This window comes from Polynucleobacter sp. JS-Polo-80-F4, assembly GCF_018881965.1.
Lineage (GTDB): Bacteria > Pseudomonadota > Gammaproteobacteria > Burkholderiales > Burkholderiaceae > Polynucleobacter.
Genome location: NZ_JACVPI010000001.1, coordinates 1,659,512 through 1,678,940 on the forward strand (window position 1 = coordinate 1,659,512; position 19,429 = coordinate 1,678,940).

Below are 19,429 nucleotides of genomic sequence, written 5' to 3' on the forward strand. Positions count from 1 at the left end.
ATGATGTTTAACGTCTTGTTCTTGCGATTCTTTGGGTATAGCCCAGCTACCCTTGAGTCTATGGATGAAAAATCTATAGACTCATTGGTGCTGAGCTATTGGTTAAGCTTGGGTTCTGCATTGTTAATGGCCTTATCAGGTGCATCTATTCCATTTTTAAGGCCCGCAATAGACACCTCTTCTATTCTGACCTCTATCGGTATTTTTCTAGTGGTATTCATCTTTGCAATAAGCATGCAAAGACTATTCGTCACAATGGGCGGGTATGCCCTTCATAATGATCCAGAAGAGATCAATAGTTGGCGCCATAAGCCATTGCGAATTGTTCTAATGCTAGTGATGGCGGTTGTATTTTCACAGCCCATTCTTTTATTTCTGAATGAACACTTTTCTTTCGGTGGCACATCCATACAGAAAAATATTGATTTGTACATGGATAAAAAGGTAGCACTTTTTGAATTTAATCAATATCAAGCTACTCAAGATCAAATTGATAATTTAATCCGGGATAAGGTTTTGCTTTCTGAGAGGTTGGAGCGCTTAACTGGTAAAAGATTTGGAAAGGCCTTGGCTGGCCAGGCTAATCCAGTAGTTGCTCCGATTACGACTCAGACCATAGATGTTGAGGTTAAAAGGAAGGCGCTTCTAATTGGCTCAAAGAGTTACACCAATGGGTTTACGCCTCTAGATAACACGCTTACTGATGTCCGAGCAATGGCTGAGTTGCTAACAAGCATGGGCTATGCCGTACTAACCTCGGAAGATGAGTCAAGTGATCTAATTCAGTTAAAAATTAATAGATATATAAAATCCCTACGCCCAGGCGATTACAGCATTATTTATTATGCAGGTCATGGATTTCAAAGTGATGGACATAACTACATCACCGCAAAAGATGCGAATGGAGAAGAAATTGCCAAGGGTATCAACCGGGCAATTAAGGTAACGCCAATTGTGGAGCAGGTTGCCAGCAGAAAGCCTGCGCTCAATGTCTTGCTACTGGATGCCTGTCAGAGCTGGATCTCGACTTTAAAGGGCGGCACCGGGGGCTTAGCTGGTCAGTACCAGGGTGAGAGTGGTGGAAGCTATTTCTTTAGTATGGCCGCCGCGCCCGGCAAAGGCTCAATTGATGGCATCAAAAGTTCTGGCAAGCATAGCCCATATACCTATGCGTTACTAAAGTATTTAAATGCTCCAGAAGATATCCAGACTGTATTTTCTAAGGTGATTAAAGAGGTTAAGGGTTTGACTGGTGGGGAACAAATACCAGATGTTCGAAATAACTTAGAGGGCCCATTTTATTTGGTTGAGCCAGGGGTTATTTTTAAGAATAAGTCTAAGACGACTCAAACACCAGTTGTAGAACTCCAAAGCGAGCCAGGGAAAAATATTCCATGTAGTCAGTATGTTGACACAGGTAATGAGGCAATGAATTCACCGCTCGCAGCTTGCTTGAAATTAGAAATTGACCTTGCGAAAAATAAGATAGCCTATCTTCAGGACAATATTGATCAAGATACCGCCAGCAAAGGCACTTGGTATAGATCTGAAATTACTGGTTCAGGACTCATTGCAGAAAAACTGCATCAAATGTGGCATAAGAAATTGACGCTTCTTTTGAATCTTACAATTACCATGCTGATCATTCTGCTCATGGTCTCAGGAGATCTGCTTCGTTATTTCTGGCCTGCTGCATACCTTGCCATCTCGAGCTATGAGCGCCTTAAAAATGATGGCCTAAGACGATATTTGAAAGCGGTTCATTATGATGTTGATAAGCAAGTAGAGAATGCGCTTGAAAAATATAAATCATTTGATTCTTCTAAGATCAGAAGATATCAGTGGTGGAATGCCGACACTGATTTTTATGATGTATTTCCAGTCGTAAAAAATCTTAGTGACGAGAATCTATCGAGTCAGTCTGCTTACAACAAATTCATTCGAAAGCTGGGTGAGGCATGAGTTTCTCTGTAGACTCCAGCCGCACTGAATCTATTTTCTCGCGCACAGAGAGAGTGCTTCTCTATTTGGCGGGTATTGATACTCAGATATTGGGTAGACATCGGAAGCATTTGGGCCCCGACTTAAGACAGTTTTATTCGGAAGGCTTGTGTGTTGCCATTCTCGTTATATTGGCAACATTATCCGGGGGCATCTTTTTCTATGAATTTCTGTCTCCTGGAAGATTGATTGATTTTGGGTCTGATTACCAAGCCTCTTTTTTTAGATGGCTAGCTATTATTGTGGGGGCGACATTAAGTGGTTTATATGTCATGAATTTACAAAAGTTCATCATATTTTGTCGAAATAGTCTCGCCAATAAGAAGACCTCTGGATTCAAGCAGTATGGAAGATGGGCTTTTGCAGTGATTTTCTCTGTGCTTTGTGGATTTATGATTGCTATCCCACTACAGGCTGCCTTATTTAAGTCTGAAATTCAAATTGCATACCATTATCAGTTACATCAAAAGCTAGATGTAGCGTTTGAGAGAATCTCAAATAGTTACCAACCTTATTTCCGAGAAGTCTTTCAGCGCGCATATGAAAATGGCCTAATTACCAGCACAACAAATCCTAAGGTAAACAGTCAAGACAAACCGGCCGAAAAGATCGAGAGCTCTACGAAGGATAGGGGGATCAAGGTTGAGAACTTAAGCATGAATATCTCAACCTTAAATCCTGCAACCGGAAAATATGAGTCACAGGTTAGCCCTACCAAGGACCCCGTATCGGATAACCCAAAAATAGTTTCCCCTGATAAGGTAAACAAAGAGCCTTCTCAGAAGATCATCAAGAATGAGGCCCAAGATCCTCCTGTAGTGATCAAATCAGATAAGACTGAAATCAAGAACAAAGATACAACTACTATTACTCCGCTTAATGAGACGAAAGTGGTGACCACTGTTGTAGTTGAAGCTCCAAAAAATAATGAGTCTCCAACTATTGTGGTTCCCGCAAACTCAGATCTCTTAAATATCCGTGGCCGAGATCTTGCTTGTTATAACGAAGCAGTTGCCCCCAATAGGTTATCCAATCTTGTGCTCTATAAAGATAGCATCTTGTCATGCGTAAAAGAGATAGATGACTTGTTGCAAGGAGTAAATACACAAATTACTGCTTTGGAAGCAAATAAGGGCGAGGCCATGACCCTGGTTAATCTCAGTGTAGATCAGTTAAATCTGCAGATGCAAAAAGAAAAGCTAAATGCTCTCTTAAGCGCTTCACCAACTCCAGGAATCATTAGGGCTAGTACGATTGCTTTTGAGGAGCTCAAACTTTTTTCATGGCTTCTGATTCTCAGCATTATCTTTATTCAAACGATGCCCATTTTGATGAAGGTATTTGGGTCTAGAAATGCATACGATTACCTAGTTGATGAGCGTATGAGGTTATCTCTGGCAAAGAATGCTGGAGTTGAATACCAAGCTTATGAGATCTTCGATGGAAGAGGTCGTCCTGTATATAAAACAATTTACCATCAAGTTATCTCCTTACGAGATGCTTTCATGGAGCATATAAGCCAGTTAAGGCGAGATTTGAATGAGTCTCGCATGGAAGTCATGCGCGCTAAATTCAATGCAATTCGTAAGTCCTCCAAAAGATAGTCTGACCATGTATAAATTTATCTACTACCTTCTGATTTTCTTGAGCCTTTTCGCAAAGACCGGGATTGCAAATGCTCAGACTAATCAAGAGGGATTTGGCGTCGTATTTGCCAGTCCCGAGCAGTTAAGTCGAGTCCCTGTTGCTGTCAAATACAGGGGTTACCTGCCGCCCAGTGCCGATCTGTCAAAGAGAATGCTCCCACCGGGCGCTCAGGGAGGGCAGTATTCTTGTGTGGCATGGGCTGTAGGGTATAGCGCTGAAAGTTACTATACAAACGCGTCTGAAAATAACACTGGGCGCTCAAGGTTTGTCGGCAGTCCTGCATTTATATACAACCAATTAACTCCTGATAAGTATTCCTGTAAATCTGGAACCGTTGTTACGGATGCGCTTGCGCTATTGAGGCAGCAAGGCATTCCAAGCATGAGTGAGTTTCCTTATAGAGAAGATTCGTGTTCTGCAATGCCAAGTGCGGAGGTTCGGGAATTTGCCTCTCTTCATCGCATTCATGACTTTCATCGCATTCAGAGTCGTGACATTGAGGCTGTTAAGTCGCAGGTTTACTCTGGCCATCCGGTGATATTTGCAATGAAAGTGCCTCAATCCTTTTTGGATCATCGTGGATCGGCTATCTATAGAGATATGAATAGCAGGGCGGTTGATGGGCATGCAATGGTTGTTGTCGGTTATGACGATAACAAGAGTGCGTTTAGGGTCATCAACTCCTGGGGAAGTTGGTGGGGTGATAAAGGTTACGCATGGGTTGATTATCAAACCCTAATGTATCGCAGTGAAGAATTCTATGTGATTGATCCTGGCTTCCAGGTTAAAAAAGCAGATGACTATATTGAGCCTCAAAACAATCCTCCACCAGTCGTGGTGACGCCTAATATTGTTCTTCCGGTGATTAAGGTAAATCCCGTCATTAAGCCTGTAGAGGTAATTCCGAAAGTTGTTGTAACGAATGCTGAGATAAAACAAAAAATCAATGAGATCGGCTCATCGTTACAGTGCTCCCATACGGAGACTACTGTCAGCGATGTCGGCGATGTTGTTATTTCAGGCTATGTGAAGGATATGGCGGATCTTAATAAACTAAGAATCCAGGCTAAAGCTATTCCTGGAGTCAACTCAGTCAGCACTAAGATTTCAATAAATCCCTGGCCTATCTGCGAGGTTAATCAAACACTAGGTAATGCGCGTGTGAGCACTGCTGGCGTGAAGGTGGAAATCCCAGATCATTCCAACGGGATCTTGAAAAAAGGTGAGCAAGTCAATATCCAGGTGAAAACGACAAAGGCTTCGGGCTATCTTTATCTAACCTACCTGCAAGCCAATGGAGAGGCTGTTGAGTTGATGTGGGGCCAAAAGGTTCCAGCTGATAGTTTGGTAAAGCTTGCTGGAAAGTTAGAAATATCTGAGCCGTTTGGTCAGGAAATGCTGATTGCCATTGTTTCGCCAAAACCGCTTTTCGCATCCAGTAATGGTGTTGTCACAGATAGGCGATTCCTAAGTTCGATACGAGAGACTTTGACTAAGCTAAACCAGGAAGATCAAAAGAAGGTGGTGGTCAATGTATTGCCCATTAAAACCCTAGAGCATTAGTGCATGGAAATTGCTTTTACGAACTTCTATCCACTAGAAAGATTGACGCCAATCATTCTGGATGGCTTTCTAGATAAACGCTGGAATCGTCAATATTCGTCAGTAAAGGTCGGTGGTAAGAACTATATTTATCCTGATGATCTAGGTTGTGGGCAAAATCTTGTTCCCCCAAAACTCTTGAATGAAAATCTTTTGCCCCCAGAAGTGCAAAGAGTCAGCCTTGATGTCCGTGGATTGATTTATGTTCTTACAAGCACGGCATACCCAATTCTATATGTGGGAATATCTTCTAAAAATTTGGGTGAGGGCTTATTTAACAGTGGTCGAATCTCTCACCATCTGCGTAAGCTCTTTGCGGTTCACAATAGCTCTACCAGCCATACCCAGGGCTGGCAATCACACGCTATTAATAGATATATAGATAGGGTTGCTATCTCAGCCAAAGCGGCTGCTGAAGGGCCATTCTCAGTTGGGATAAGTTCCGTTGGATCCGATCTTCAAATTGCTTTTGGTTATACATCAGAAGATGTATGGAATTGCGAGGATTTTGAGGGGACCGTATTTGACTACTTTGAAAAGAGATTGAAAGTATTTCATCCAAATCTTGTAGCTATGAATACAGGGAAAATGCAGCGTCACACAGCCAGCATTAGTGAGCCAAAAAATACTCTCGAGACGATTCAATCATTTTCATCAAGCGATCTTACGCAAATTGAACACTCACTCGACTTAAAAGCTGCGTGTGACTGGTATGGGTCCATGAAAGGCCAAAATAGCAACATCAACGCTATAGCTGCTTCTTTGTCGAAAGTTTTTAAAACCCTCTGGGACGATGGTTGGCGAGATACGCTTAACGATATGGCGGAAGAGTGGCAGGTTATTGATGATTGCGCCGAGATGATTCTTGATATTGCCTTGCAATCCTCAGTGAAACCTCAGTTCTTTAAAGAATATATTGAAATATTAGAAGTCTATAAAAAATCAACGAATATTCACATGCAGGATATAGACGGCCAAGGTGAATGGAAGTTGGATAAGATAAATCAGCTGATAGCGACTGCCAAAGGAGCTCTAGAGGAATGAGCGAACATGCCCGATTCAAAGAAAGACTAGCCTAGCAATTACCCGAAAGTAGGTTGATTACAGCTCCCATCCTTTACTCTCCAACCGGATTCTTAAACTCCGTTCTGGAGTTAACGATGTACCAGTCTGCCACCTCATCAAGGACTGATTGGCCGAGAGTCAGATAAAGGCCTTGCAGCCTTTCTTCTTTATTAATTTGATTGGCTTTGGCAACTGCATCATCAAGACTAATCAGCTCGTTGTGTATGTTTTGACTTTGTACATAGACGTGCAGCGAGGATTCGTATCGCTTGATCAGCACATCAAAAGCATTCATCTTGCAGTATCCCTTGGATAGAGCAAGGAAAATCAAGGCGGAGCCGCTAATAGCGTTTACTAGCTCCAATGGCAGGGGAAAGCCTTCTAATTTGCTGAAGATAAATTCACGCCCCAAAATGAAGAAGATGCCCGTGATCACACCTAGTGCCAGATTTAACTGATCAAATTTTTTGAGTTTGCGCTCAAAATCTGCAATTTTCTTGCTTAGGTACTTAATTTGATCCTTCACCCAAATAGCATCTAGATTCTGAATGCTACTAATTAAGGCTTGTTTAGAAGGGTTCTGGGTTTCAGTCGTGGCGATATCCATGAACCAGGCCGTTCTGAGAGCGCGCCTTACCCAAGAGTTGTCACCAATTTGAGTGGACAGGAAAAAATCGGCCGGTATCTTTTTAATTCCTGCTTGATGCCAGTACTCCTGAATACGAAGCGCTTCACTTAAGGCTCGATAACTCTCATAAATATCTTTATAGCCATTTTTCTTTGCAACGTACCAAACTGATAAGCCAATACCTGCAAATATATATTTTACGAATGGATTTTCTTCAAACCAGGAGAGATGCTCTAGAAGACCTTCAAATCCATGAAGTAGTCCAATCATGATGGACAGTATGAAGACCCAATTCAGGCAGCGTTTGTATTTTGCCTGAAAGTCAGACGCTAATTTATCGCTTGTTCCACGTAAATGCTGGGTATAAATATCGCCGCTAGAGAGGGAGGTTTTATTCTGGTGATCATAGATTTTATATAAGCTCTCTGTGGCCCAGTCGCGCTCAGGAATAGGGCCCCCGTTAGTCATCGAGGCCTTAAATGCAGAAATTAATTCTAGCGAGCGACTATTAAGCTCTTCTAGTTCACTAGCTACAGTGATGGATTGCTCGCCTGGTTGTACGTAGCTCTTAATCTTTTCAATGAGCCGCGTTTTCTTCTTCTCATGCGATAAGCCTAAGGCAACCCTGGCCTCTTCTGCATGATCTTTGTTGTTCACTATAGGGGTGATGTAGCAGGCGTCGTCTTTTTCATTCGGTGCCGGCAATTCCTTTTCATAACTACGCCTTACTCGAATTTCATAAAGCAAGCCTTCTTCAGCGCAACGGATATTGGAGTCGCTCACTTCTAGTAGATCAATGCATCCTCTTTTTCGAAACTCCAGAATTTCAGCAGTCCCACCCTTTTTTAGGGCTGGTTCAGTATTGCATAGGGCAAACAAGACATAGGAGTTGATAGCAACAAACTCCCCCACATCTCGATAGGCTTGGTTCTTCTCTTCTTCGGTGGGGCTTGCAATATCGCTATTAAGTACCACATGGTCAATGACTCTTTGGTGAGTGCTTAGGGCATCAAATTTTTCACGCCATTCAGGCCCAATCGATTTTTTATATTCCTCTAGAACATATGGATACACTACATGCAGATAGCAGCGCTCATCTTGCTCAAGAATCATTTCAGCTGCAATACAGTCGGCACCCTCTGCCAGTGGGGTGATCAGGACTATAGGTGTATTGGGATAGCGCTCTCGAAAGCTTTTGATCACTTTCTGGATGCATTCTTTGGCTCTAGCAATATCTTGGTCGACAATATCTCTATGCCCGGTGATGCCAAATGTAATCGGGGATAAATAGGTTTCAGGGCGGGATACAGTATTAGTCATCTTCGCGCATTTCTAAAGTTTCTATTGCGAAGTCGACCGCATTTTCAAGGCTAATGATTTCTTTGGCGCCAATAATGGTAAGTACATCGAAATGCATCGTGAATGATTTAGTTAATGAGAGGCAGGTTTTATCTTGATACCCGCAAAGTGCATAGAGGTTATCAGTCTTTTTCAGTTTGGAAGGATCTATATTTGGAACCCCGAGCGCATCTAGTAGTTTGGCGATCACCACTGGCACTTCTTTCTTGGCATTCTTGGGGGTGACTGTCTTAAGCTCTAATGGAGTCTTAAGGCCAATACGTTTACTCAGTATTTCGGGGCCGAGGGCTGCTACTTTTAGTTTCGAGAATTTAGTTTCAATAACGCCATCACAATCAATTTCTAGATTGAACCCGGGATATTCAGCTACATCAAAGTCATTAAATGGTAGGTTGCCCATTGCTTCAGAAATCACGTCGATATTCAACAGGTCGTAAAGCTTTAGCTTTTTCTTCAGCTTACTAATCTTAGGGTCAGAAGCCGTCCAGTCATCTGCCTTTTGGAAGAAGGAGAGAAGGGTGGCCCTTGCCATGGAATCTAGAGAGTCATCCTCAGGAATGGAGACAACGAAATTTACCAATACATGAAGGTTGTCATCATTCCAGCCATTCTCTTCATCTATAGAAAAGATCTCTTCATCTTGCGAATTTGGGTAGACCCGAACATCGCAATAGACTTCAGGAAAGCGCTTATCGAGTATTGCACCAATATTTTCCTGCAGGGCAGGGGTGATCTTGCGATCAATTAGGCGCTTCAATTCGATACTGATGCCTTCTAGACCAGGCCCAACCCTTTTAGCGTAGCTTTGATATGGCGTTCCATTGTCAGTCAGTATCTTGAGCCTTCTTGCTTTCTCTCTAGGACTGGCTGTACCGCGGTCTAATTCATAGATCTCAGAGTTGCTAACAGTTTCAACTGGCTTTTTCATTTCAATGGCTTGCTTTGAGGTTAGATAATTGGGTCTAAAACTGCTATAGTTTTTGGAATTAATTACATAATACAAGGGAATAAACATCCTGTATTTTGCTCGTATTTTCAATAGTTTGATCTAGTTTAGGTGGTGATATGGCAACCGAAAAGAAGGCCGCAGTAAAGCTAAATAAGGATGAGTCAAGTCTTTGGAAGTTGCTGTCATCTAGGGAGCTAGGGTCTATCCAGCAGGGCATTGATATTGCCTGCTCCTTGGGCGATGAGGTCTCTGGGCTTTTGTCGGGTGTCAGCATTAGGGAGGCGACTGGGGAGTTATTGCGCAACAGTCGCTTTTCTGGAACTGGGCCAGCGCAGCCATATCTCGACTTTGCACTATTGGCCATCTTATCGGGTGCTCCTGAGGGCAGCAAAGCAGCTGAACTCAAAACCAAGGTGCGAAAGTTGGTAATTACCATTCCAGGCGTTCCTCGATTGCAAGGTTTTACAGCCCTAGAGGATCTGCAAATAATGATTCAGGATGGTTGCCATTTGGAAGATCTCACTGCATTTGGCGCGTTTCCTGCTTTAACGCATCTTTCCATTTCGGGAGAGATGAAGACGAATTATGGAACCAAGAACTCAAGTCTCAACTCTCTAAAAGGCTTGGATGCGCCACAACTGACGGTTGTTAATCTAGCTGAATTAAAGCTACAGGATATTGGCAGCCTTGGTGAGGGCGGATGCCTCAAGGAATTAAACCTTCAAAAAAATGAAAACTTGCTCAGTATTGATTCTCTAGCCCCTTCGGCCTCAAGCTTGAGCTCTCTTAATTTGGCTGACTGTAAGCTCATTAAAAACATTGATGCTTTGAAGGGTGCCATCAATCTAGTGAATATTGATTTAAGCTCGTGCGAATCCTTGGAATCTATCACGGGTTTGAAAGAATCAGCAGCCCTCTCTACGATTGACTTGGTAGGGTGCGAGGCCTTAAGAAGCCTAGAAGGACTTGAGGGTAAAAAAATCCTCGCCAAAGATGAGTCTCAATATATTCATTCCAGCACTTTCTCGTTGCATGGTTGCAGTGCTTTAGTCAATCTTCAGTATTTCCCGGATCTTGATCCTGAGATAAGCACTTTGAAGCTGTCAAACATGGAAAGCTTAAAAGACCTTAGTGGAATTCCTGGGGCTCATTACATTACCGACCTTGATTTAAGTTGGTCCGGGGCGGAAGATATGGGTTCGATTGTTGAATTTATTAATCTGACTACCCTCGACTTAAGTAACGCCCCCTCCTTAGTGGATGCAAGCCCCCTAGGAAAGCTGAAGAATCTTACAAAACTAGAATTATCGTACTCAGAGGGGCTCAAGAAGCTTCCGAAAAGCTGGGATTCAGAATTAGTGGAGATTGGCTTAAATGGATGTAAATCCCTAGAATCGATCGAAGGTCTTCCTGCAACTTTAGGCGACGTATCTGGTCGATGGGGGGTGGATATCGATTTAGGTGGCTGCTCTAACTTAAAAGACATTGGTCCGCTAAAGCATACAAAGCTTATAGCCAAAAACAAAATTGATTTAAGTGAATGCGATCAGCTAAAGACGCTCGCGGGCTTAGACGCCTTCCATGACATCACCTTAATACAGCTTCCAGCATGCATAGAAGATGTTTCTTCTCTTCAGAAATTTAAAAGCCTCACCATTACCGTAGATCTTGAGGCGGAGAAGAAATTTCCAAAGTCACTTGCCAAGGCTTTAAGTCAGCTAGACGTAATTAACCTGGTTGTAAAAGGTTTTATGCTAGAAGATTGTTCAGCGTTATCTGTAGTGAATGGTTTAAGCACTTTGAATTTGGAGTCATGCAATGACGTGAAGTCCCTCAAATTCCTCGTAGGCCTTGGCTCTTTGGCGAGCCTTAGGATAAGTAAGGACGGCTCTGCGTTTGAGGAGGTGGGGTCTGCTCGATACGATAACCGGACACAAATCTCTAAGCTGCAGGACAAGATCTGTGAAAAATATAAGCTCGATAAGCCTATACAAAAAATATCTCCAGCTACTATTTCTAAACCCGCCATCAAGTCTGATTTATATAAAAAACTGAAGCCATTATTGGCCTCTAATAATCATATTGACGTCACTCAGGGTTTCAGCTTGCTAAATGGGTGCTCCGAGCCCTTTGTCTTTAATGAGCTAGTTGATGGCGTTAATGCAAGTAAGTTTTTTACTGGGAATAGTGACGATTTAGGAAAAACATTTAAAGCTACGCTTGCCGCAGATAGAGACTTTGCCCGATGGAAAATTCTGTACATCCTCTCCATTGCTCCTGTGGAGGCAACGGAAGCGATTCAATTACGCGAATCTATTCGCTCGATCACTTTTGACTGTAACGATAGCTACAATGATCTCCCTCCGCTCTCGCTACAAAGTTTCACCAACCTTGCTGAAATAGAGTTGGTCAGCTTTAGGGGGCAGGATCTTTCTATGTTGAGTGGTTTGTCTGGCCTTGAGAAGATTACGTTTAGAGATTGCCCAAATTTAAGCTCTTTAAATGGCCTTGAATGCGCCTCTCATTTGCGGAGCTTCCAAATTTATAGCTGGGATGGTGGAATGCCTCTAGCTAACGCAATTGCGCTAGCGAACAAGCCCAAGCTCTCAGCAGAGGATGGGAGTTTGGACCTGTCTTGTTGGGGTAATAGCCCCAGTTTTCTAGAGAGTATTGAATTTGTGACAAGCCTAAAGTCTGTAAATTCATTAACGGCAAATATTTCAGCATCGACAGACTTAAAACCTCTATTGGAGGTATCTTGGATGCATAAATTTTCACTCAAGTTTGATAGTCCAAAAATTGATATTCAACACCTCAAGAATGTGGTGGATTTGACTATTGAATTTCCCGATCAGGATGAGGCTCCCAAAAAGAAGAAAGATGCTCCTTTGCGTTGGAACTCCGTGTTTACTGAATTGACTTCACTGTATTTATCACATGGGGCACATGATTTTTCTCAATTCTCAGCCCCCAATATCCAGAGCGTAACCCTGAATAGTGCTGAGCTCAACAATTTAGAGGGTTTTAATGGGGCTATTGAATTAGATATAACGTACTGCTCTCTCCCAACTTTAGCGGGCATCGAACAATGCCAGTTAACGAAGTTTGACCTCTCTAATATTGATGAGACAACCAAGAATATTGAGTCCTTAAAAGAGATTGCGACCTTGGTTGAATTGACGATTAAGGAGTTGCGGTTTTATGACAAATCAATCCCAAATCAGTTGAAGAATTTTTCTCAGATTCAGAAGTTGAGAGCAACTCGCTTTGCTGGTTCACTTTCCTTCTTGGAGGGGTGGAAGAGCCTAGAGGTATTAGATTTGAAGCAATCCGGAGAGCTGACAGATCTCGAGATCTTAAATACATTACCTAAGCTGGAGAAGATCCGGCTTAATGGCGCTCAAATGAAGCGGGAATCATGGCCCGCCCATTTGCAAACCTTATTGGACTACAAGTCAAATGATTGGTAATGCTGCAAACATCCCGCGTTTAGGTGCGTTCTGCGCAGAGTGGATACATATCGGGGTATTGCGACTTAGCAACTTCACAAGCATGAACTTCACTATAGGCGTTTACATTGATACCCATTGATGAGCCGCTGCCATCAACGTTATAGGACATTGTGACTAAATAATTTTGCATATCCATGGTGTTCCTCTTACTTGTTGGTTAACAATCTGCACATTCTGATAATCAAAATATCCGCTGTCAATAAATATATTTTATATGCTGTGTGAGGGCAAAATTTAGCTGTTTTGGGGATCACCCGCCTTGGGGGGATTTAAATTTCAGGCGGCTATTCATGACATACCAATCAGAGTTTTCCTCAAGCACTGATACTCCAAGCATTTGGAAGAGGTCTCTGAAGCGCTTCATTGTTTCTGGTGCCATTGGGGCTTTATCCTTCAGAAGCTCTTGATAGACCCGATCAACTTGCTCAAAAATATGTTTTGAGGCCGTATAACGCTTTACTAATACTTCGTATGCCTGAATCTCAGTAAAACCTTTTGCAAGACCAAAAAGAAGAAAAAATAGTAAGTAGAAATTACCTAATTCCAAATGGGCATGAAGGTACTTGGCAATAAACTCATGACTCAAAATGTAGGAGCTAATGCCCAGAAATAAACATAAATAAGCAATTTTTCTAAGGATATGAAGTTTATTTTCAAAACCCTTGATGCGATCTTCGAAGAAGGTAATTTGATCGGCAATCCAGCCCCGTTGGATTGAATGAATGTTCTTCATCATTCGTTCGGCTGACATAGATTGATTGGCCTGGGCCAATGGGGTATCGAGTACTGCCACAGATCTTGCTGTTCGTCTTACCCAGGAGCTATCGCCAATTTGGGCAGCCAATAAGTAGTCGGCAGCAGACTCTTTTATACCCAGATCAACCCAATAGCCCTGAACCTTCATTGCTTCAGCTGCTGCGCGTGTAGATTCAAAGCGATGCTTATAGCGATTAATGAGCTCGCTAATTCCGATGATGAAAAGACTTGAGATCAGGGTGAATTTGATGATCTTTGTGACATGTTCTAGCGGAATCCCGCCAAGCAGTTCAATGTTAGTTTCGCCAACAAAAGAATCAAATGTTTCAAGTAGCGCAATAAGTATGGCGATAACAAAGGCTGGGTATAAATGAAATTTGGTGTAGGTATTTTTAAGAGAGGAGGCAATATTGTCCAATCTTTTGGCGTGCAGGGAAGAGTGATTTATATGTGAGTGAGCGCCCTCAAGAATTAATTCCTCATTATTGAGGGCCTTATTTAGTGCATTGGTTTCAAATGCAATGAGGTCTGGGTCATGAAGATGACTTTGTTGGTCAAGAATTGTCTCTAGTAGGTTTTTGAGCCAAGATTTTCCAATCCTATTGGAGTCTTTAACAATAGGATTTGCATTGATTTTGGACTCTAGATTATGGCGTTCATGCCTAGGAGTGCTATAGCAGTAGTCTATTTCCAAATCCTCATGAGGATGCTGCGTGCGCCTGACCCGTATCTCGTAGAGATAGCCTTCTTCAGCGCATCGAATATTGCTAATGCTCAGATCATGTGGATTGGTGCAGCCATTTCTGCGGAAATGAATAATATCGGCTGTACCGCCAACGAAGCGTTCCTTTGTACCCCAGTTGTCCTTGAGGGCGAACAACACATGTGAGTTAATTGCCACGAATTCGCCGGCCTTTTGATACATTCTTTCAATGCTTACATGGTTGGCAGCTGTTTCATCGGAAACAATAATTTCAGGTAGCCGCCTAGGCTGACTCATTAGTCTATCGAAGCGACTCTGCCATTCTTGGGAAATTGTTTCTCGATAGCGTATTGCCTCAAAAGGAAGTATTGGTAATAGATGTAAAAAGGGATCGTGTATTGAGATAGCTGCTTCTGCGGCTGTAATGTCAGCCCCTTCAGCGAGTGGGCATATAAATATGAATGGTGTATCTGTAAACCGCTGTCGATATCCCTTCAGCACTTCTTTAATTTTCTCAGCGCCACTTGCAAGATCTTCGGGGATGCAATCTCTATGACCGATGGAGCCAAAAATAAGAGGCACCTTGCCATCAATATCTAATAGGAATGCGCTGGCATCTAGCATTTGATTTAATTCCTATCGATGTTATTTGGAATATCCAAGTTTAAGGGAATATGAGCGGTTTTAGCTTGGTGATGACGGCTTGAGCCTTTTCGGGTTCAATTTTTCTCTCTCTTAACTCAACTAGACCATCAAAAATAACATCGTATTCTTCTTGGGTTAACTCTACTTCTGTAGTCTTATTTTTACCAATGTTTTTAATGATTCTGTACATGACAATTTGCTTTCAATGTAAGGTTACTTTTTTTGACTTAAAAAATTCTGATAAATTTCCCGCATCTCATTGCCTGTAATTTCTTCAGACTTCATTACCGCCGCTACTAGGTTTTCAACGAGTTGCCAGTTTTGACTTAGGGTATCCACAGTTGCCTTGTATTGGGATTTGAGGAGATCATCGATCTGCTTGCGCAGTTCATCGTTTCTCGATAAATCCGGCTCCCATGATACGAGAGAGCCATTTGGCCCAAAGCCACATGAGGTCAGCATATAGGCGGCTACATTGGTAGCGGATTCTAAATCTGAGCTTGGCCCAGTTGAAATGCCATCGGGCCCCATATGGATTTCTTCGGCAGCACGTCCACCCAGTTTGACGCGAATGGTCTCCAGGAGATTATTTTGGGTCTCATCTGGATCGTCTTCGTCAAAGCAATAGCTGGTGAATCCCAAATAATCATCTTTTGGCACCACCGATAGATAGGTGATGTTCTTTTGACCTCGGTTGGTTAGCAGCATCATTGCTGCATGTCCTGCCTCATGAAACGCCGTATCTCTAATTTTGTCTACCGGTAAGGTACGAGCAGAGTTGGTTGGGATTTCATAGATTTGATCAATCAGATCCATCAGAGTAATGGACTGATTTTTTCTGCGAGCCTGTCTTTTAGCGGACCTGACTATTTGTTCAGCTCTGGCTAATGAACCAACATAGCCTTGCGAGCTATTGGCTAATTGATCAAGCTCTGCCGAAGTTAGCTCGCAGTTCACCGCTTGAAGAAGCGGTTTGTATACCTCCTTCAAGATTCTTGCCGTCGGGTAGGGGATCTCAAACACCCTTTCAATGCGCTTTGCCCTAATAAGGCTGTCAGGCACTTTATTTTTATTGCGCGCCATCAGAATGAATACAGGCTCATCCTCATCAAAGCTATCAAATAGGAAGGGGGTGGAGTCTAGATCGGCTACGGCGGTATGAACATACAAAATGGCAGGCGAGAGTGTCTTGGCTTCTTTTAAGCGAGCTTTAAGGTAATCCTTAATATCTCCAGAGCTAAGTTCCTCGATGGAGCACTCAATGAGATGAATGCCTGACGCTTTAGCGACTGCCTTCGCAAAATCCAATTTCCCCATCCCATGCTTGCCGACCAGCAATATTCCGCGCTCAAGGTCGCCCCATTTCAGATTGGTTTTGCCTGCGAGGATCTCTTTAACATCCTTGCTCCAGTCAAAAGCCCAGTCTCGCGCCTCTCCAAAAGCATAAAGCTCTTCTAGATTGCGAGCATCCTTACATTGATACTTAGCCAATCGATGGCTAAGTGATTCGTGGATGTGGGGGAGCGGGGCATCCTTGACTTTGGCGTTGATTAAAAAGTCTTCTGGCGCCAGGAATCTGGACCATGCCAAATCTTCACTTTGATTTACTTGGTGTTTGAAGAATATCTGACATGCCTTTTGCAGGCTTGCTTGGGTAAATCGTGGAATGCTAATGATGCCAATAGCTAGATCTCGATATCTAGAATTAATGGCCTCGAGATCATGTTGAACAATAAAGACATCTTTCCCCTGGTTCACAAGACCGATGATTTCGTCAAAGTCTGGGGCAGTCTTACTATCAAATTCATTTTTATCTAACAGTTCGCTAAAAACATAGCCAGGGTATTTATCCTGCGCTGACTTGGATTCAAGTAGTTTTCTGGATAGATTTAGTAACTCCGCAAGAGCATCCGCAAACTCATGGTCAAAATTGGCAAATCTTGACTCAATTAAATAAAGCCCTGGTTTTCCAATAGACACCTTGTGTTGCTTGTAGCTAGCCGCAACTTCATCGGCAATATGCAGCGCTAAGGTCTTTTTGGTTACTGCCGGATCAGCAATCGCGGATTTGCAATTCTTGCAATAGGCCGCTCCAGCCCGATTTTCGTAGCCACATAACTGGCATGTACTCATAGTCTAGTTACCGTTTTCTGGATGTTCGTTGTTGGGTAAAGCAAGCATTAATCTTCAACATGATCAATCACATTGCCTTTGTCGTCTGCAGCAATGATGCGTACGACTTCACCTTTATCGTTGGATATTTGAATTGGTCCCCATACCCAAACTTCAGTTCTATCTAAAGTCCATCCCTTGGAATCTTCAAGGGAATAGGATCCATTCTTCTCAACTATTTTATGAAGACGTTTTTGGTCTGACTTACTCATGCTCTCTGGGTAGTCCATGTTGAGCCAGTGCCCACCATCCAGCATTGCAAAGAGCTCGCTCGACTTAATATTTCCAGTAAGGCAATTATTTAAATCAATACTATCTTTTTTGCCATCGCCGCCTGGGACAAGCCCAAATTCAAATTCAGGGGGATTCTGATCACTGGTGACGATATCGTATTCGCAGGAGCGAAAGCCTATGCCTACTACAAGCTCTCCTTCAATATCTTTGTGATAAAAGTATTCTATTTGCTCGCAGGATTTGCGGTAATACGTTTTTACTCGCCAGATAGCCATTAATTAACTCAATTTCTATAGTTTTTAGTTGATCCACTGCACATTTCGCTAACTTCAGAGTCAAAAGCTATTAAAAATGCTTTACTAGAATCTCCCTCTAATTTAGGATCTTACCTATGATTTTTAGAAGAATATCCAACTTGTTTTGGCTTGTCCATATGGGTTCGTATTCCATAAAAAGGGATAAAACAGAAAGAGCTAGGGGCGGTATATGCGTGTAAGTGGTCTAAGGAGTCTTTGTGGGTTAGCTTTATTGCTGCTACTAGCTTCTTGCGGCTCCCCTAGAAAACCGATTGACTATATTGACGGCGTCTATGCAACCAAGGTTGATCCCCAGCTAGCCTATAAGGCTGGTCAATGCCAGGCCATTACCGAAGGTAGCGTAAATGCTATGAAACGCTTGAGTCTTGAGGGTAAACGCTATGCCCATTATTGTAAAAACTGTATTTCGACTGAAGTTAGCGGACCCTTCAGGATTGAGCGGGTTGTTTATCAGCCCGTCACCAATATTTCCTGGTTCTTTAAGTTCAACTCAGGGGCTGGTCTAGATGCCGCCAACATCTATATTGAAACCTCGCCCGGTCATTTTTATAACCTTTCTAAATTAATTGGATGCCCGGCAACCAATATTTCGACTGAGTTAGTTTTAAAGCCATAAATTTAGCAAATAAGTTCTATATGATATTCATTTTTAAGACCACAAATGCGCATAGGAGAGTTACGTGACGGATCGATATAACTACGATGCAGATGGAAATTACACTGGTAAATCTTCGGATACCCCTCCTGGAAGTGGCTGCGGTGGACTTGTAGGCTTAATCATATTAGTGGTGATTGGTATGGCATTTTGCGGGAAGAGCAATGACTCAAGCACTTCAAATCCGCCTGCGACCCAAACTCAAACTCAAACGCAGACTCAAACTAGTTCACCCCCAGTTTCTGTGCCGACAACTCGACAGAATGACGCTGTACAACCTCAAAATGAGAACAACCCAAAATGGGAAATAAAAGACTAGCCCTTGCATGTATCGCGTCTCTCATTAGTGCGGGGGCTCTTGCTGATCAGTGCGCTTGGGTTGCGCCAAATGTTTCAGCGCGCATGGACCAATTAGCAGATTCAGGTCAATTTACCGGTAAGCGTTATGTGGAGTACTGCAAAACCTGTGGTGATAATGAGCCCCGAGGCCCCTTCAATGTTAGCGGTATAAAAAAGAAGCGGGTTGATGCTAATTACAGCGAATATTATTTCGTGACTAATGGTAAAGATAAGTCAGTCGACTTGGCTTACGTTTTTATTGAAACGCGTCCTGGAGTCTTTAGTAATGTTGGCATGATGACGAGCTGCCTATCAAATTTAGACACGTCTTCAGAGATTAGGCTTAAGTAGTTATTACTACCTTTATTTTCGTTAGCAGCACTCTTTTAAGATCGAATTTCATGTCAAATCGCTGGCTTCGCTTTGTTCTCGCATCATCGGCTGTATTCTTGTCTTCAAATGCTCTGGCTCAATGGGTTAAATACTCCGAGACTCCAGAAAATGTTAATTATTACCAGCCCTCTAAAGTTCAAATGCAGAATGGTTGGTTATATATATCCGCATTAAAGAACTATCAAAGCAATCAATCGATTACTGACAAGCAGGGCGTAAAGCAAAACTACCTTTCTGTAGCTATGACGGTCATTGTGAAATGTGCAAAGTCATCCTATGCAATATCTGACCTAGCCTACCATTCACAAGCCGATGGTCGTGGACAACTTGTGTATTGGGTTACTGAGAAGCCAGACAGTCTGCCTTGGAAAGAAAGTTCACCAACATCGGATATGGCGCCTCTTATTCAAGCAACTAAAAAACTCTGCATAAACTGATTAGTTTCTCGCTTT

The 19,429-nt window shown here is 42.7% G+C and carries 16 protein-coding genes; 9 read left to right on the top strand and 7 right to left on the bottom strand.

Features of this window, described 5'->3' with window-relative positions:
- The 4 genes from ICN20_RS08515 to ICN20_RS08530 are packed head-to-tail and all read left to right on the top strand — an operon-like array spanning position 1 to position 6,294.
- Complete coding sequence (locus ICN20_RS08515) at positions 1 to 1,962, top strand: caspase family protein (protein WP_216239562.1); 1,962 nt, start codon at positions 1 to 3, stop codon at positions 1,960 to 1,962.
- Positions 1,959 to 3,605: a DUF4407 domain-containing protein gene (locus ICN20_RS08520; RefSeq protein WP_216239564.1), complete on the top strand. Its 1,647-nt coding sequence runs from the start codon at positions 1,959 to 1,961 to the stop codon at positions 3,603 to 3,605. Before ICN20_RS08515 ends, ICN20_RS08520 begins: the two co-directional genes overlap by 4 nt.
- Positions 3,541 to 5,211: a C1 family peptidase gene (locus tag ICN20_RS08525; RefSeq protein WP_216239566.1), complete on the top strand. Its 1,671-nt coding sequence runs from the start codon at positions 3,541 to 3,543 to the stop codon at positions 5,209 to 5,211. Before ICN20_RS08520 ends, ICN20_RS08525 begins: the two co-directional genes overlap by 65 nt.
- A 3-nt stretch (positions 5,212 to 5,214) precedes the next feature.
- Positions 5,215 to 6,294, top strand: coding sequence for a hypothetical protein (locus ICN20_RS08530; RefSeq protein ID WP_216239567.1), 1,080 nt, complete (start codon positions 5,215 to 5,217; stop codon positions 6,292 to 6,294).
- A gap of 73 nt (positions 6,295 to 6,367) precedes the next feature.
- Here ICN20_RS08530 and ICN20_RS08535 read toward each other — a convergent pair whose 3' ends face one another.
- Both ICN20_RS08535 and ICN20_RS08540 read right to left on the bottom strand, forming a co-directional pair.
- A complete protein-coding gene (locus tag ICN20_RS08535) occupies positions 6,368 to 8,263 on the bottom strand; it encodes a hypothetical protein (RefSeq protein ID WP_216239569.1) in 1,896 nt (631 codons plus the stop codon).
- Positions 8,256 to 9,230 carry a hypothetical protein gene (locus ICN20_RS08540; protein WP_216239571.1) on the bottom strand — a complete coding sequence of 325 codons (975 nt, stop codon included), beginning with the start codon at positions 9,228 to 9,230 and terminating at the stop codon, positions 8,256 to 8,258. The genes ICN20_RS08535 and ICN20_RS08540 overlap by 8 nt, the downstream gene beginning before the upstream one ends.
- A 137-nt stretch (positions 9,231 to 9,367) precedes the next feature.
- On the opposite strand from ICN20_RS08540, the gene ICN20_RS08545 reads away from it, so the two are divergent.
- A complete protein-coding gene (locus tag ICN20_RS08545; RefSeq protein WP_216239572.1) occupies positions 9,368 to 12,721 on the top strand; it encodes a hypothetical protein in 3,354 nt (1,117 codons plus the stop codon).
- Positions 12,722 to 12,740: 19 nt separating this feature from the next.
- On the opposite strand, the gene ICN20_RS08550 is transcribed toward ICN20_RS08545, so the two are convergent.
- The 5 genes from ICN20_RS08550 to ICN20_RS08570 all read right to left on the bottom strand — a co-directional run bounded on the left by ICN20_RS08550 (position 12,741) and on the right by ICN20_RS08570 (position 17,548).
- Positions 12,741 to 12,899: a hypothetical protein gene (locus ICN20_RS08550; RefSeq protein ID WP_216239573.1), complete on the bottom strand. Its 159-nt coding sequence runs from the start codon at positions 12,897 to 12,899 to the stop codon at positions 12,741 to 12,743.
- A gap of 114 nt (positions 12,900 to 13,013) precedes the next feature.
- Positions 13,014 to 14,846, bottom strand: a complete 1,833-nt coding sequence (locus tag ICN20_RS08555) for a hypothetical protein (protein WP_216239574.1) — start codon at positions 14,844 to 14,846, stop codon at positions 13,014 to 13,016.
- 40 nt (positions 14,847 to 14,886) lie between these two features.
- Entirely contained in the window at positions 14,887 to 15,057 is a 171-nt protein-coding gene (locus tag ICN20_RS08560) for a hypothetical protein (RefSeq protein ID WP_216239575.1), read from the bottom strand.
- A gap of 23 nt (positions 15,058 to 15,080) precedes the next feature.
- On the bottom strand, positions 15,081 to 17,000 hold the full coding sequence (locus ICN20_RS08565) for an AAA family ATPase (RefSeq protein ID WP_216239576.1): 1,920 nt from the start codon (positions 16,998 to 17,000) through the stop codon (positions 15,081 to 15,083).
- A gap of 47 nt (positions 17,001 to 17,047) precedes the next feature.
- Positions 17,048 to 17,548, bottom strand: coding sequence for a hypothetical protein (locus ICN20_RS08570; RefSeq protein WP_216239577.1), 501 nt, complete (start codon positions 17,546 to 17,548; stop codon positions 17,048 to 17,050).
- Positions 17,549 to 17,759: 211 nt separating this feature from the next.
- On the opposite strand from ICN20_RS08570, the gene ICN20_RS08575 reads away from it, so the two are divergent.
- The 4 genes from ICN20_RS08575 (at position 17,760) to ICN20_RS08590 (ending at position 19,414) form a co-directional block, all read left to right on the top strand.
- On the top strand, positions 17,760 to 18,206 hold the full coding sequence (locus ICN20_RS08575; protein WP_216239578.1) for a hypothetical protein: 447 nt from the start codon (positions 17,760 to 17,762) through the stop codon (positions 18,204 to 18,206).
- Between the two features lie 64 nt (positions 18,207 to 18,270).
- Positions 18,271 to 18,564 (top strand): hypothetical protein, encoded by a 294-nt coding sequence (locus ICN20_RS08580; RefSeq protein WP_216239579.1) that lies wholly within the window; start codon positions 18,271 to 18,273, stop codon positions 18,562 to 18,564.
- Entirely contained in the window at positions 18,546 to 18,935 is a 390-nt protein-coding gene (locus ICN20_RS08585; protein ID WP_216239581.1) for a hypothetical protein, read from the top strand. Before ICN20_RS08580 ends, ICN20_RS08585 begins: the two co-directional genes overlap by 19 nt.
- Before the next feature lie 50 nt (positions 18,936 to 18,985).
- Entirely contained in the window at positions 18,986 to 19,414 is a 429-nt protein-coding gene (locus ICN20_RS08590; protein ID WP_216239583.1) for a surface-adhesin E family protein, read from the top strand.
- The last annotated feature ends 15 nt before the right edge of the window (positions 19,415 to 19,429 follow it).

Coding starts and splice junctions, on each gene's coding strand:
- ICN20_RS08520 (WP_216239564.1), top strand. CDS start 1,959: ATGAGTTTCTCTGTAGACTCCAGCCGCACTGAATCTATTTTCTCGCGC.
- ICN20_RS08515 (WP_216239562.1), top strand. CDS start 1: ATGATGTTTAACGTCTTGTTCTTGCGATTCTTTGGGTATAGCCCAGCT.
- ICN20_RS08545 (WP_216239572.1), top strand. CDS start 9,368: ATGGCAACCGAAAAGAAGGCCGCAGTAAAGCTAAATAAGGATGAGTCA.
- ICN20_RS08525 (WP_216239566.1), top strand. CDS start 3,541: ATGAGTCTCGCATGGAAGTCATGCGCGCTAAATTCAATGCAATTCGTA.
- ICN20_RS08590 (WP_216239583.1), top strand. CDS start 18,986: ATGTCAAATCGCTGGCTTCGCTTTGTTCTCGCATCATCGGCTGTATTC.
- ICN20_RS08530 (WP_216239567.1), top strand. CDS start 5,215: ATGGAAATTGCTTTTACGAACTTCTATCCACTAGAAAGATTGACGCCA.
- ICN20_RS08570 (WP_216239577.1), bottom strand. CDS start 17,548: ATGGCTATCTGGCGAGTAAAAACGTATTACCGCAAATCCTGCGAGCAA.
- ICN20_RS08555 (WP_216239574.1), bottom strand. CDS start 14,846: ATGCTAGATGCCAGCGCATTCCTATTAGATATTGATGGCAAGGTGCCT.
- ICN20_RS08565 (WP_216239576.1), bottom strand. CDS start 17,000: ATGAGTACATGCCAGTTATGTGGCTACGAAAATCGGGCTGGAGCGGCC.
- ICN20_RS08540 (WP_216239571.1), bottom strand. CDS start 9,230: ATGAAAAAGCCAGTTGAAACTGTTAGCAACTCTGAGATCTATGAATTA.
- ICN20_RS08535 (WP_216239569.1), bottom strand. CDS start 8,263: ATGACTAATACTGTATCCCGCCCTGAAACCTATTTATCCCCGATTACA.
- ICN20_RS08560 (WP_216239575.1), bottom strand. CDS start 15,057: ATGTACAGAATCATTAAAAACATTGGTAAAAATAAGACTACAGAAGTA.
- ICN20_RS08550 (WP_216239573.1), bottom strand. CDS start 12,899: ATGGATATGCAAAATTATTTAGTCACAATGTCCTATAACGTTGATGGC.
- ICN20_RS08585 (WP_216239581.1), top strand. CDS start 18,546: ATGGGAAATAAAAGACTAGCCCTTGCATGTATCGCGTCTCTCATTAGT.
- ICN20_RS08575 (WP_216239578.1), top strand. CDS start 17,760: ATGCGTGTAAGTGGTCTAAGGAGTCTTTGTGGGTTAGCTTTATTGCTG.